The organism is Simiduia curdlanivorans (genome assembly GCF_030409605.1).
Taxonomy (GTDB): domain Bacteria; phylum Pseudomonadota; class Gammaproteobacteria; order Pseudomonadales; family Cellvibrionaceae; genus Simiduia; species Simiduia curdlanivorans.
The window spans coordinates 1-13,842 of sequence record NZ_JAUFQG010000006.1 but is presented as its reverse complement, the minus strand read 5'-3'; the positions used below and the strand labels follow the sequence as shown (position 1 = coordinate 13,842).

At 48.7% G+C, this 13,842-nt stretch carries 11 protein-coding genes and 2 pseudogenes; 4 read left to right on the top strand and 9 right to left on the bottom strand.

The window, feature by feature from the left end; all coding sequences use genetic code 11:
- Positions 1-14: 14 nt before the first annotated feature.
- Genes galU through gyrA form a run of 6 tightly spaced genes read right to left on the bottom strand, consistent with a single transcriptional unit; the run spans position 15 to position 8,908 of the window.
- Positions 15-896 (bottom strand): UTP--glucose-1-phosphate uridylyltransferase GalU, encoded by an 882-nt coding sequence (gene galU / locus QWY82_RS14045; RefSeq protein WP_290263594.1) that lies wholly within the window; start codon positions 894-896, stop codon positions 15-17.
- Positions 897-939: 43 nt separating this feature from the next.
- Positions 940-2,289 (bottom strand): phosphohexomutase domain-containing protein, encoded by a 1,350-nt coding sequence (locus QWY82_RS14040; RefSeq protein ID WP_290263592.1) that lies wholly within the window; start codon positions 2,287-2,289, stop codon positions 940-942.
- 54 nt (positions 2,290-2,343) lie between these two features.
- Complete coding sequence (locus QWY82_RS14035; protein ID WP_290263590.1) at positions 2,344-4,581, bottom strand: bifunctional prephenate dehydrogenase/3-phosphoshikimate 1-carboxyvinyltransferase; 2,238 nt, start codon at positions 4,579-4,581, stop codon at positions 2,344-2,346.
- A complete protein-coding gene (cysC, locus tag QWY82_RS14030) occupies positions 4,581-5,198 on the bottom strand; it encodes an adenylyl-sulfate kinase (RefSeq protein ID WP_290263389.1) in 618 nt (205 codons plus the stop codon). Before cysC ends, QWY82_RS14035 begins: the two co-directional genes overlap by 1 nt.
- Positions 5,199-6,317, bottom strand: coding sequence for a prephenate dehydratase (pheA, locus tag QWY82_RS14025; RefSeq protein ID WP_290263387.1), 1,119 nt, complete (start codon positions 6,315-6,317; stop codon positions 5,199-5,201).
- Positions 6,318-6,346: 29 nt separating this feature from the next.
- The gene (gyrA, locus tag QWY82_RS14020; RefSeq protein WP_290263385.1) at positions 6,347-8,908 is read right to left on the bottom strand and encodes a DNA gyrase subunit A; all 2,562 of its coding nucleotides are present in this window, start codon (positions 8,906-8,908) and stop codon (positions 6,347-6,349) included.
- 280 nt (positions 8,909-9,188) lie between these two features.
- Here gyrA and QWY82_RS14015 point away from each other — a divergent pair, with 280 nt between their 5' ends.
- The 4 genes and pseudogenes from QWY82_RS14015 to QWY82_RS14000 all read left to right on the top strand — a co-directional run bounded on the left by QWY82_RS14015 (position 9,189) and on the right by QWY82_RS14000 (position 12,696).
- Positions 9,189-10,499 (top strand): TRZ/ATZ family hydrolase, encoded by a 1,311-nt coding sequence (locus tag QWY82_RS14015; RefSeq protein WP_290263383.1) that lies wholly within the window; start codon positions 9,189-9,191, stop codon positions 10,497-10,499.
- A 47-nt stretch (positions 10,500-10,546) separates the two neighbouring features.
- Complete coding sequence (gene ubiG / locus QWY82_RS14010; RefSeq protein ID WP_290263380.1) at positions 10,547-11,254, top strand: bifunctional 2-polyprenyl-6-hydroxyphenol methylase/3-demethylubiquinol 3-O-methyltransferase UbiG; 708 nt, start codon at positions 10,547-10,549, stop codon at positions 11,252-11,254.
- Entirely contained in the window at positions 11,247-11,921 is a 675-nt protein-coding gene (locus QWY82_RS14005; RefSeq protein ID WP_290263379.1) for an HAD family hydrolase, read from the top strand. Before ubiG ends, QWY82_RS14005 begins: the two co-directional genes overlap by 8 nt.
- A gap of 11 nt (positions 11,922-11,932) precedes the next feature.
- Positions 11,933-12,696 (top strand): annotated as a pseudogene (locus tag QWY82_RS14000) (YciK family oxidoreductase).
- Between the two features lie 23 nt (positions 12,697-12,719).
- On the opposite strand, the gene QWY82_RS13995 reads toward QWY82_RS14000, so the two are convergent.
- The 3 genes and pseudogenes from QWY82_RS13995 to QWY82_RS13985 form a co-directional block, all read right to left on the bottom strand.
- Complete coding sequence (locus QWY82_RS13995) at positions 12,720-13,142, bottom strand: hypothetical protein (RefSeq protein WP_290263587.1); 423 nt, start codon at positions 13,140-13,142, stop codon at positions 12,720-12,722.
- Between the two features lie 65 nt (positions 13,143-13,207).
- Entirely contained in the window at positions 13,208-13,657 is a 450-nt protein-coding gene (locus QWY82_RS13990; RefSeq protein WP_290263583.1) for a DUF2802 domain-containing protein, read from the bottom strand.
- Between the two features lie 15 nt (positions 13,658-13,672).
- Positions 13,673-13,842, bottom strand: a pseudogene (locus tag QWY82_RS13985) (chemotaxis protein CheW); the annotation flags it as partial.

Genomic DNA, 13,842 nt, shown 5'->3' with positions numbered 1-13,842 from the left:
ATTTTTAACCCTATTTATCGAATACGCTCAATATGTGCCCGCGTGTAAGCCGCTAAATCTTCGCGCTCAAGTGCCATATCGATGGTCGCTTGAATATATCCTTCCTTGCTTCCACAATCGTAACGTTTACCGTCATAGCGATAGGAATAAACATCCTCTTCCATTAACAGCGCTGCAATACCATCGGTTAACTGAATTTCACCTCCCACCCCGCGAGGCTGCGTGCGTATTTTATTGAATACGCTGGGCGACAAAACGTATCGCCCGGCCACCGCTAAGGTTGACGGCGCCTCCTCTGGATCGGGCTTTTCTACCATGCCATAAATTTTTGCAGTTTGTTGCTTGTCACCCTTTACATCCAAAATGCCGTAACGAAAGGTTTGGGCTTTGGGTACATCCTGCGTGGCCATAACGGAGCCACCGGTTTGGTGATGAACATCAACCATTTGCTGAAGGATTGGCCTTTTCCCCACCATTAAGTCGTCAGCCAACAGCACAGCAAAAAACTCATTGCCCACTAAAGATTCAGCGCACAGTATTGCATGCCCTAAACCCATGGCTTTGGGTTGACGAACATACACACATTGCATGTCATCAGGCTTAACAGACCGCACCATTTCAAGCATTTGGTGCTTATTTGCTAACTCGAGTTCGTGTTCTAACTCAAATGCCGTATCGAAATGATCTTCAATCGACCGTTTATGGCGGCCAGTTACGAAAATCATTTCCCGAATACCCGCAGCATATGCCTCTTCAACGGCATATTGAATTAACGGGCGGTCGACTATGGGCAGCATCTCTTTCGGGATGGCTTTAGTAGCAGGTAAAAATCGAGTTCCCATACCTGCTACAGGAAATACCGCTTTAGTGATGGGTTTTCGTCCGATATCAGTCATCTCTTTCTCCTTGGTAACTAAAGTGGCGGCGCGTAATTTAACATTAAGCTCTAAGCAGCGCTAAAATTTGATCAGTCTTCTCTCGCATCAACTCTGGATTACCTCTGCTTTCTACGTTTAAGCGCACAACAGGCTCCGTATTAGACATCCGCAAATTAAATCGCCAGTCGGAGAAACTAAGGCTAACGCCGTCGGTTAAGTCAACATCGAGCGCCTCGGCCTCAAAGTGTGCGCGCACGCGCTCAATAGAAGCCTTAGCATCACTGACCTTGCTGTTAATTTCACCCGGTGATGGATACTTAGCGATACGCTCTTCGAGTAAGCTGGATAGGCCAGCCCCCTTAACAGAGAGCAGTTCGGCAACCAACAACCAAGGAATCATGCCGCTATCACAGTAGAAGAAGTCTCTAAAATAATGGTGGGCGCTCATTTCGCCGCCATAAACTGCATCTTCTTGGCGCATCTTCTCTTTGATGAAGGCGTGGCCAGTCTTGGATTGAATTACTTTGCCGCCACTGGCTGTAACTATGTCTTGGGTGTTCCAAAACAGGCGGGGGTCGTGAATAATTTTTTGGCCGGGATTTTTTGCCAAAAATGCTTCGGCCAACAAACCTACGATATAGTAGCCCTCGGTAAAGTCACCCTGCTCATCAAATAAAAAACAGCGATCAAAATCACCGTCCCAAGCAATACCCATGTCGGCGGAATGCAATCGAACGGCATCGATCGTTGCTTGACGATTACTCTCCTCCAATGGATTCGGTATGCCGTTGGGGAAGGTGCCGTCGGGCTCGTGTTGTATCTTAATAATTTCAAAAGGTAGGTGTGGTTCAAGAGCATCAATGACATGCCCCGCCGCACCATTACCTGCGTTCACGACGAGCTTAAGTGGTTTTAATTTAGCTATATCTACATAGCCAAGCAGATGCTCAACATAAGCATCAAGAATAGATGCTTTAGAATACTTGCCATTCTCTGAAACCGATGGAAATGTATTTTTCTCTGCTAGGGTTTTGATATCCAGTAAGCCCGTGTCGTTACTAATCGGCTTCGACTGGCTGCGCACCATTTTCATGCCGTTATAATCGATAGGGTTATGGCTGGCGGTCACCACAACACCGCCGTCCACACCTAAGTGACTTGTGGCAAAGTAAATTTCTTCTGTGCCGCACATGCCGATATCAATAACATCTGAACCGCCATCCATAACGCCTTTTGCAAAAGCCTGTTTTAATTCCTCACTGGTAAGCCGAACGTCACCACCAACAACCACAGATTTTGGTTTTAAATAATCGGCATAGGCTCTGCCAATGCGGTAGGCAATCTCTGTGTTTAACTCAGAGCCCAATTTGCCTCGAATATCGTAAGCCTTAAAACACGTTAAGCTTTCCATTTCTTTACCTCAAAATTCCTGTTTTTACCGTGAGTAATCCATTCCAATCTATTGTTATTCAGTAACACTAAGCTGCATACCAACACTATTGGCCAACTCTGCAAAGTTCGGGAATGACGTTGCCACGTTTGCACAATTGAGAATCCGGATGCTACCCGAGGCTCGCAGTGACGCAACAGCAAAAGCCATGGCAATACGGTGGTCACCATGACTCTCAACCACACCGCCACCAATATTTCCACCTTGAATAATAATGCCATCTTCGGTTGGTGTCGCATTCACTCCGAGTATTGCCAAGCCGTCTGCCATAACCTGTATACGATCACTTTCTTTCACGCGAAGTTCCTCGGCACCGCGCAAAACAGTTTGCCCTTGAGCACAAGCTGCAGCTACGAACAGCACGGGAAACTCGTCGATAGCTAAAGGCACTTGGTCTTCAGGAATATCAATTCCTTTGAGTGGCGCATAGCGAACCCGCAAATCAGCGACTGGTTCGCCGCCAACTGTTCTTTCATTGCTTACTGCAATATCCGCGCCCATTTGTTTCAAAATATTCACAACGCCGACGCGCGTCGGATTCATACCAACATGGGTCAAGGTTAGGTCGCTCTCTGGTGTAATGGAGGCGGCCACCAGAAAAAAAGCAGAGGAAGAGATGTCTGCGGGAACATCTATTTTTGTGGCCTTCAGCGCCCCACCGCTGCTTAATGAGGCTTGCGCCCCCTCGCTCAGCACTTGATAACCGAAGCCGCGCAGCATTCTTTCCGTGTGATCACGCGTGGGGGCTGGCTCAGTCACTTTGGTTTCGCCTGCTGCATAAAGGCCCGCTAATAGCACACAAGATTTAACCTGTGCACTGGCCATGGGCAGCGTGTAGTCCATGGCTTTTAATGGCGCGCCACCTTTTATCACCACCGGCGGCAAACCTTTTTCACCTTCAGCTGATATTTGTGCACCCATCGCTTTAAGTGGATTTACCACACGATTCATCGGGCGCTTAGATAAGGACTCATCACCGGTGAGCACTGAATCAAAAGGCTGGCCACTTAAAATGCCTGCCAGTAATCGCATAGAGGTGCCTGAATTACCGACATATAATGGCCCAGCAGGTTTCTTTAAACCATGCAGACCTACGCCGTGAATTTTAACTCTGCCGTTTACCGGCCCCTCAATAACAACACCCATGTCGCGAAAAGCTTGCAAGGTAGCGAGAGCGTCTTCACCTTCTAAAAAGCCTTCGACTTCGGTTACACCCTCGGCCAAAGAGCCGAGCATGATTGAGCGATGGGAGATAGATTTGTCACCAGGTACGCGAATTGAGCCTTTTACTTGGCCGCCGGGTTGCATGATGTATTCAATATTTGATGATTGCATTTTAGGAACAAACGCCTGCTTAGTTAATAATCGAGTAAATTGATCTCTTGCTTCTTTTGCGCGCGTAAACACACCTAACAGGTATTCACTGTCATCTTCCGCTACTGCAGATCTCAACCTTGCAAGGTTTGCCGCAAATAGGTCGATGGCATTCAGCACGCTGGATTGGTTGGCGCGCATGATGTCGTGCCACATAACGGGGTCGCTAGAGGCAATTCGCGTGAAATCGCGAAAACCGCCTGCCGCGTATTTAAAAATATTTTCGTTATCGGCATCGTGTGCCAGCGTATCAACCAGTGAAAAGGCGATAGCGTGGGGTAGATGGCTAGTCATCGCTAATACATCATCATGCACGTCAACAGGCATGTGTATGACTTCACCCCCGACAGCTTTCCACATACTATCAACGAGGTTCAGGTGGCTGGCGCCAGCATTCTGCAGGGGCGTTAGGATAATGCGATGATCTTCATACAGCCCCGGGTTAGCAGCGCCAACCCCACTCTTTTCTGACCCAGCAATAGGGTGCCCTGGAATCAGCTGAGGCGGAACCTCACCGTAAACCTGCTTCGCCGCGGCAATAACACTGCCTTTAACTGACGCGCCATCGGTGATGGTGACATCAGGGTGTAAATATTCCTTACACTCACTTAATACACTCTCGACACTCAGGGTTGGCACCGCAATAAAAACCACGTCACCCTTAACAAGCTCTTGCGCCACATCCTTCAAACCAAGGGCGCCAGCATCGATGATACCGGCCTTAATGGCTTCATCTATTGTCGCTTGCCGACGAGCAACACCAATCACCGAGGTGCAAGCGGAGCGCTTTTTGAGTGCGGACGCCAAGCTAGCACCAATTAAGCCAACCCCTATAACGACTAAACGCCCAATAATGGGCGCCGGTTTTTGCTCAAACATTAATCCGTATCCTTCGGCGGCGCTAGTACACCTTGGCCCTCTAAAAAACCGATAATTTTATCAACACAGGAAGTCACGCTAGTTTCGGCCGTTCTTATCACGCAATCGGGCGTCTCGGGAACTTCATAGGCTGAATCAATCCCTGTAAATTGTGTTATTTCCCCAGCTCTGGCTTTTTTGTAAAGCCCCTTAGGATCGCGCTGCTCACACACAGACAATGGCGCATCAATAAATATTTCGAAAAACTGGCTCTTCGGTAACAATGATTTGGCGATAGCCCTTTCATCGGAAAAAGGCGAAATAAACGCGCTAATCACTATCAAACCGGCGTCGACCATCAGACGCGAGACTTCGCCGATACGACGAATATTCTCAATGCGGTCGGCATCGGAAAAACCGAGATCGGAGGTTAACCCCAAGCGCACATTGTCGCCATCCAGCAAATAGCTATGCTTATTCCGAGCAAGCAGAGCCAACTCAAGCGCATTAGCTAGGGTGGACTTGCCCGAGCCGCTTAAGCCAGTAAACCAAATCACACATGGGCGCTGCCCTTTTTGAATGGCGTGCATTTTTTGATTAACACTGTGCTCGTGCCAAACTAAAAAACTATTTGCCACTTAAAGCACGCCCTTGGGGTAAGAGCCCAAAATCTTCAAATCTGACACGCGCTCCGCTACATCCGCCAAAGCCAGCTTTACCCTTTCGTTTTCAATGTGACCTTTGAAGTCGATGAAAAACACGTAGGTCCATGCCCCCGAGCGCGAGGGCCGAGTTTCCACCCGAGTGAGGTCAACTTTGTGGCGTTGAAAAGGTTCGAGTAATTCATGCAGCGCGCCAGGCGAATTCTTAACCGAGGCGACGATGGATGTTTTATCTTCTCCGCTGGGTGGCACCTGCTCGGTGCCGATAATTAAAAAGCGCGTCGAATTATCCGGTTCATCTTCTATTTTTTCCGATAGAATTTTTAGCCCGTACAATTGTGCCGCCATTTCGCCGGCAATAGCGGCGGCATTCCACTCACCTTTTATACGCTTTGCAGCCTCGGCGTTGGAGTTAACGGCAATGCGCTCAGCTTTTGGATAATGCGCATCTAACCACTTGCGACACTGCGCCAGCGATTGTGAATGGGAGTAAATCCGAGTAATGGCTTCTGTATGCGTAACATCTGACACCATTAAATGATGATGGATACGCAACTCAACCTCGCCACAGATCTTTAGGTTAGAGCCGATAAAGTTATCGAGTGTATGGGTGACTACACCTTCGGTCGAATTCTCGACAGGTACGACGCCATAATTTACCGCGCCGGCTTCCACCTCTCTAAAAACTTCATCAATGACCGACATAGGCCGAGTAACAGCGCTACTGCCGAAATGCTTGAGTGACGCTTGCTGGGTAAAAGTGCCCTCGGGGCCCAAGAACGCGACCTTTATGGGTTCTTCTAAAGCCAGGCAGGCAGACATAATTTCGCGAAATAGTCGCGCCATTTCTTCGTCGCCCAAAGGGCCGGTGTTGCGCTCCATGGCTTTGCGCAATACTTGTGCTTCGCGCTCAGGGCGGTAGTAAGTTACCTGGGGCTCACCAGACGCCTTTTTAACCTCGGCTACGGATTGCGCGCAGCGCGCGCGCTCACTGATTAGCTCACCAATTTGGGCGTCGATAGAATCAATGCGATTTCTCAAGGCGACTAACGGCTCTAGGGGCGTTTTATCACTTGGCTTTTCGTCTGTGCTCATTTGAATTCTCTTTCATAAATCAGGTGGGGCTAATCCTCACCCTGATCCTCTAATTCGTCCTCTTCAGACTCTTCAATGCGCTCGACACCCACCAATTGCTCGCCATCTTTAACTTTAATCAGACGGACGCCTTGGGTGTTTCGGCTTAGCACGGATACTTCATCAACGCGGGTGCGCACCATAGTGCCCTGATCAGAAATCAACATGATTTCTTCGCCGGCCAGTACTTGCACCGCACCCACTAGCTCGCCATTTCGGTCACTGGTGGACATGGCGATGACGCCCTGAGTGCCGCGACCCTTGGTTGGGAATTCTGCAACTTCTGTGCGTTTTCCGTAACCATTTTCACTAACAGTCAGTACGTAACCATCTTCTTGCGGCACAATCATGCCTACCACCGTCTGACCTTCGTGCAAGCGAATGCCGCGCACACCTCTAGAGGTCCGGCCCATGGCGCGCACATCCGACTCTTTAAAGCGAGCGGCCTTACCACTGCTGGCGAGCAGTAAAATGTCGCAATTACCATCGGTGATGGCGGTTTCCACAAGTTGATCGCCTTCATCTAGTTCGATAGCACGCAAACCTACGCTACGCGGACGAGCGAACTGTGACAATACGGTTTTCTTAACGGTGCCATTGGCAGTGGCCATAAAGATGTAATGATCGTCATCGTATTCCTGTACCGGCAGGATAGAGGTAATGCGCTCGCCCTCTTCCAGCGGCAGTAAATTCACCACTGGTCGACCGCGCGCTTGGCGGCCAGCGAGCGGAATTTGGAACACCTTCAACCAATAAACTTTACCGGCATTGGTAAACAACAAAACTGTCGCATGGGTACTCGCGATCAGCAAATGCTCAACAAAGTCTTCATCTTTAACGGCTGTCGCTGAGCGCCCCTGACCACCACGTTTTTGTGCCTGGTAATCACTCAATGGTTGGCTCTTAGCATAACCACCGTGCGAAATGGTAACCACGCGATCTTCTTCAGTGATTAAATCTTCGATGGTCAAGTCGCGACGTGATGTCACAATTTCCGAGCGACGTTCGTCGCCAAAATCAACGATGACTTGCTCAAGTTCGGCGCGAATAACCGACATTAACACGTCTGAAGAGCCTAGGATTTCGAGGTAGCCCGCTATTTGCTCTAGTCTTTCTTGGTACTCGGCCAGTAATTTATCGTGCTCCATGCCCGTTAAGCGATGCAGGCGCAATTCTAAAATTGCCTGAGCCTGCTCGGGCGACAAATAATACTTGTTTTCTCGCATGCCGAATTGCTCCGGCAAGCCATCTGGCCGGCAGGCATCACTGCCGGCACGCTCCAAGAATTGGCTAATATTGCCAGACTCCCAACCACGGGAGAGTAATGCTTCTTTCGCATCCGCTGGCGTAGCAGAGGATTTGATGAGTTCAATCACCACGTCGATGTTGGCGATGGCAACCGCTAAACCTTCCAGCAGATGACCGCGCTCGCGCGCTTTGCGCAGCAGGTACACGGTACGCCGAGTAACCACTTCTCGCCTGTGGCGCACGAAATGCGACAGCATTTCTTTCAGGTTCAATATTTTTGGCTGGCCATCCACTAGGGCGACGACGTTAATACCAAATACATTCTCCAGTTGCGTTTGGGCATAAAGATTGTTGAGGATAACCTCGCCAACTTCGCCACGTTTCAGCTCAATAACAACACGCAAGCCGTCTTTATCGGACTCATCGCGCAGCTCACTGATGCCTTCAATTTTTTTGTCTTTTACCAGTTCAGCGATTTTTTCGATCAGACGCGCCTTGTTAACCTGATAAGGGATTTCAGAAATGACGATACGCTCGCGATTATTTTTTGGGTCAACTTCGACCACAGCGCGAGAGCGAATATAAATGCGACCGCGGCCAGTGCGGTAGGCTTCGATAATGCCAGCCCGGCCGTTGATAATACCCGCCGTTGGAAAATCAGGGCCGGGGATATATTCCATCAGCTCATCAACGGTAATATCTTCGTTATCAATCAGCGCTAAACAACCCTTCACAACCTCGGTTAGGTTATGAGGCGGGATGTTAGTCGCCATACCTACTGCAATACCGGACGAACCATTCACCAGCAAATTGGGAATGCGCGTTGGCAATACCGCTGGTATTAATTCTGTGCCGTCATAGTTGGGCACATAATCGACCGTTTCTTTATCTAAATCGGCAAGTAGATCATGGGCAATTTTGGCCATGCGAATTTCGGTATAACGCATCGCCGCCGCGGAATCGCCATCGACGGAACCGAAGTTACCTTGCCCGTCCACTAACATGTAGCGCAGGCTAAAGGGCTGGGCCATGCGCACGATGGTGTCGTACACAGCAGAATCGCCATGCGGGTGGTATTTACCAATCACGTCGCCGACAACACGGGCGGATTTTTTGTAGGCTTTATTCCAATCATTATTCAGTTCGCTCATGGCGAAAAGTACGCGCCGATGAACGGGTTTAAGGCCGTCTCTGACATCGGGTAAGGCCCGCCCGACGATTACACTCATGGCGTAATCTAAATAAGATTGCTTCAACTCGTCTTCGATGTTGACAGGTAAAATTTCTTTGGCTAATTCACCCATGGAATACAGCTTTCCTTTTTGTTGTTTTAACCCGAGGTAAAAACCCCACAATCATATCTGGCTAGGCTGCCTCAGCTCAGTCTTGAAAGACCCGCGAAGAGGTAGTTATAGGCGCCGGATATTACCATATTTTCAATAACATAGGCACGCCCTCTGCTTCCGGCATCAGTTCGACGTTATACTGCTCGGTAAAAGGCCATTAAGCGCTGAAATTTGCACGTTTTTTACTCCGAATGGATCACTTTTTAACCATTCAAGACCGTTGGAGCTTTCAAATTCAATGAAGACCATAGATTGTTTGATTCAGCCTCGGTGGATTGCACCTGTCGTTCCGCAGGGCAAGCTATTGGAAGCTTGTGCTATCGCAGTCCATGACGGCGCGATTATCGACATTTGCACCAGCGCCGCTGCGGCTCAGCGCTACCAGCCTATTAATCATTATGATCTACCCGAACATCTGCTATTTCCCGGGCTTGTGAATAGCCACGGGCATGCAGCAATGACGCTGCTGAAGGGATTTGCCGATGACCAGCCGCTAAAAGTCTGGCTAGAGCAGCATATCTGGCCTGCTGAGGCACAACATGTTTGCTTCGATTTTGTCAGTCAAGGTACAGAGCTTGCCATCGCTGAAATGCTGCTCTCTGGCACAACCTGCTTTTCCGATATGTATTTTTATCCGCAAGCCGCTGCCAAAGTGGTGCATGCTTCCGGCATTCGGGCCCAACTTTGTTTTCCCGTGTTGGATTTCCCTACGCCGGGCACGCCAAGCGTGGACCAATACTTCAGCCAGGGCTTAAAGCTTCACGATGAAATGCGCAATCATTCGAGAATAACCATCGCCTTTGGTCCGCACGCTCCCTATACAGTGTCTGATGAACACCTAGAGCGCGTAGCGACCCTCGCGTCAGAATTAGACCTTTGTATTCAAATTCACTTGCACGAAACGGCCGAAGAGGTGGAGACCAGCCTAGCTAAATATGGCATGAGACCCATAGAGCGCTTAGCCAAGCTAGGCATTTTGGGGCCCAAAACCCAATGCGTACATATGACTCAAGTCGATGCAGTGGATTTGCAATTACTCGCCGATCATCAATGCCATGTGATCCATTGCCCCGAAAGCAATATGAAATTAGCCAGCGGTATATGCCCTGCCGATAACATTCAAAGGGCAGGCATCAATATCGCGCTCGGAACAGACGGCGCTGCGAGCAACAACGATCTTAATATGATCGGCGAGATGAAAACGGCAGCTCTGCTAGGCAAAGTGGCCGCGGAGCGCGCCGACGTGCTGTCAGCTCACGACGTATTAACCATGGCAACCCTTAATGGCGCTAAGGCATTAGGTTTAGAGGATAAGATCGGCAGTATTGAGGTTGGCAAGCGCGCAGATTTTGCTGTGCTTAAAATAGATGGCCTCAGTACGCCAGTCTATGACCCTATTTCCCAGCTGGTCTACACCGACTGCGCGCATAATATTAGCCACGTATGGGTGGACGGTCGGCTATTGGTAGAAAATAGACGGCTCACCAGCCTTGATCAGGATGGCATTATTAAAAACACACAAGATTGGCAGACTAAAATCGCCAATTAACTCTTGAAAGAATAATCTACAAGCCCGCGGGACTTGGTAACAATTTTATGAACACAAATGTAGATAGTACAGAAGTCGCAAAATTTGAAGCGCTAGCAGCCCGCTGGTGGGACCCGACGAGCGAATTTAAACCCTTGCACGATATAAACCCACTCAGGGCAAATTATATTGATCTTAAGTCAAAGGTTGCCGGGAAAAAATTACTCGATGTAGGATGTGGTGGCGGCTTGCTTTGCGAAGCTATGGCACACCGAGGTGCACTGGTCACCGGCATTGATATGGGGGATGCACCGCTCAAAATCGCACGGCTACACGCCCTTGAGTCTGAATTAAGTATTCATTACACCCAAACAACAGCCGAAGAATTTGCCCAGGAGCATGAACAACAGTTTGATGTTGTCACTTGTCTCGAAATGTTAGAGCATGTACCAGACCCTAGTTCGGTCATCGCAGCCTGCGCGGCCATGACAAAACCCGGTGGACACTTATTTTTTTCTACCTTAAACCGAAATTTAAAAAGTTACGCCTTTGCAATATTAGGCGCTGAATATATTTTACAACTGTTGCCAAAAGGCACCCATGACTATAAGAAATTTATTCGCCCCTCTGAATTAGCTCAATGGATGCGAGCCGCTAACATTGAAACGCAAAACATGGTTGGCCTCGCTTACAACCCAATAACTAAAAAATATAAATTAGACCCTAACGATGTGTCTGTAAATTACATCGTGCATGCAGTAAAGCCTCATGGCTAATAACGTTATTTTATTTGATCTCGATGGTACCCTCGTCGATACAGCACCTGATTTTGAAGCAACGATAAACGCTGTTCGCGCGAGCCTGAACATGTCGGCACTTGCCTTAAGTGAAATTTTGCCTATGATCAACCATGGTGCCGTAGCCATGACACAGCTTGCATTTTCAGTCCGTGAGATAGACGAAGATTTCAATGACTTAAAACAGAAATTTCTCGATCAATACACACACAACATCGGCAAACATAGCCGGGTATATACAGGGCTGCACGAGCTGTTAGCTCGGTTTGAGCACGAAAGGCAGCCTTGGGGTATTGCCACCAACAAACCGCGCAAATACGCCGAAAGGTATCTAGGCTTTCTGCCCGCGCAGCCAACACTGTTAATTTGCGGCGATGATGTTGAAAAGCCAAAGCCAGATCCCATGATGCTGTATAAAGCAGCAGAAATGCTCAGTTTGCCACCGAGCAAAGTGGGGTATGTAGGCGATCACGAGCGCGATATTATCGCGGCAAAGGCTGCCGGCATGTTTAGCATAGCCGCTAGCTACGGCTACATGTGTCAAAACGAATGCGCATCACACTGGCAAGCGGATATAATTGCCAAAAGCTCTAAAGAGCTAGCGGAATTTATTTATAGCTACACTGGAATATCCAAGCGGTTTTAGGACAAAGCTCTATGAACATCAATGAATATCAAGCCCCCGATCAACTGCTGAAAGATAAAATCATTCTTGTTACCGGTGCGGGTAGTGGCATAGGGAAAACCGCGGCCTTAACCTTCGCGCGCTACGGTGCCACCGTTGTTCTATTGGGGCGGACAATTTCTAAACTTGAGAAAATCTATGATTTGATCGTGTCGGAAGCCTTGCCAGAGCCCGCGATTTACCCCATCAATTTCGAAGGTGCGAGCGAGAAAGATTACAACGACATGTGCGATCGCTTAAATGAGGAGTTTGGGCTAATCGACGGCATTCTTTACAATGCGGCAGATTTGGGCGACAGAACCCCCATCGAAAATTACGCCATAGATGTGTGGATGCGTCTGTTCCAAGTAAATGTACACAGCCCATTTATGATGACCAAGGCCCTGCTCCCTCTGTTGCGAAAATCAGAGGCTGCTAGCGTATTATTTACGGGCTCTAGCGTTGGCTACAAAGGTCGAGCCTATTGGGGAGCCTACGCCGCCAGCAAAGCTGCAGCCGAGAATTTAATGCAAACCCTCGCTGACGAGGAAGATGGCACCAGCAAAGTGCGCATTAATAGTATTAACCCGGTGTGGTACACGCACACCTATGCGCGCTAAAGCCTACCCTGCCGAAAATCCAAGCTCCGTTAAAACGCCCGACGCACATCATGCCGAGTTACTTGTATTTTATGGGTAAAGATTCGGCAGGGGTTAGTGGTAAGCAATTCAACACAACGGAGTTTAGAGAAGCGTAAAGCTCGGCCGATCGAACTCAGTATTACTCAGGGCTAGCGCCTTCGGCCGGCTGCGCACCTGATGCCTCCTGATTAGAAGCGCCGGTATCTTTCTCTGCTTCAGCGGCTGCATCATTAGCCGGCAAACTAACGCCCGTTTCAGACACTGGTGGCCTAGGAGTGATATCGCTATGGGCCACGACTATATTATTCTTCAAAATAACAGAGTGAACCTTTTCCTTCCTGTCAGTTTTTTGCCGCTGATAAAAAAGAAACACCGCCGTGTGTTTTTTTAACGTGTTCTTCATAGCGGTAAGTGAATGTCTGCTGGTCGTTACTTTTTTCGATAAATGACGGCGGGCCGACATGCTGAAGTAACCACTGAGTATTGGTGACGCCAACATCGATAGAGTTCCAAACATTTTCTGGTAAGGGATGATTTTGATATAGGTAGCTATGGGTTTCACGTATATCAACTGCATGACAGGAAAACAGTAAAAAACTAAGTGTCAACAAACCTATTTTGCTCACGCTAGCTTACCGTTTCAATCGCAGGCCTTTGCAACATAGCGAGTAAATTCACCTCAGCTTGAGACATGCCGGTTGCTGCTGCTGCAACTTGGGCAACTGATAAGCCTTGGCTCACCATGTTAGCGGCTTGCGCATACCGAGACTCGGCTTTTGGCAGGCTATATTTCAGACTTGGAACCGGAGTTTCTACAGCTTTGGACGCCTTTTTGTTGGTGCCTTTGATGACCACATTTTTTTCAATGGAGAGTAGTTTACGCCCCATACCCACTAAACCACTGTTGCTTGTATGGATAGCCCTTCTAAGGTCCTCTAAGCTTTCGCGCACCAAAACCTCTTGGCGTCTAACTTTAGCGAAGCTGCTCATAGCCAGCGCAATGGCAACCCAACTCATTGCAACAACACCCACTAGAATGACTTCAAGTGAAGAAAATTGTGTTACTAGTTGTTCCATCTGCTCGCCTCCGCTCTACACATTTTCCACATCGGCCCATTCTTCACCGGACAATAGCTTATTTAGCTCGATGAGAATTAGCAGCTCGCTGTTTTTATGGCATACACCTTGAATGAATTTTGCTGATTCGTCATTGCCAACATGGGGGCTGTTTCAATTTCTGACTGACGTAAATACACGACCTC

What these genes read in the sequence shown, in the direction of transcription:
- QWY82_RS14035 (WP_290263590.1), bottom strand. Translation starts at nt 4,581, where the DNA reads ATGTTTGAGCAAAAACCGGCGCCCATTATTGGGCGTTTAGTCGTTATA.
- pheA (WP_290263387.1), bottom strand. Translation starts at nt 6,317, where the DNA reads ATGAGCACAGACGAAAAGCCAAGTGATAAAACGCCCCTAGAGCCGTTA.
- galU (WP_290263594.1), bottom strand. Translation starts at nt 896, where the DNA reads ATGACTGATATCGGACGAAAACCCATCACTAAAGCGGTATTTCCTGTA.
- QWY82_RS14005 (WP_290263379.1), top strand. Translation starts at nt 11,247, where the DNA reads ATGGCTAATAACGTTATTTTATTTGATCTCGATGGTACCCTCGTCGAT.
- QWY82_RS13990 (WP_290263583.1), bottom strand. Translation starts at nt 13,657, where the DNA reads ATGGAACAACTAGTAACACAATTTTCTTCACTTGAAGTCATTCTAGTG.
- ubiG (WP_290263380.1), top strand. Translation starts at nt 10,547, where the DNA reads ATGAACACAAATGTAGATAGTACAGAAGTCGCAAAATTTGAAGCGCTA.
- QWY82_RS14040 (WP_290263592.1), bottom strand. Translation starts at nt 2,289, where the DNA reads ATGGAAAGCTTAACGTGTTTTAAGGCTTACGATATTCGAGGCAAATTG.
- gyrA (WP_290263385.1), bottom strand. Translation starts at nt 8,908, where the DNA reads ATGGGTGAATTAGCCAAAGAAATTTTACCTGTCAACATCGAAGACGAG.
- QWY82_RS14015 (WP_290263383.1), top strand. Translation starts at nt 9,189, where the DNA reads ATGAAGACCATAGATTGTTTGATTCAGCCTCGGTGGATTGCACCTGTC.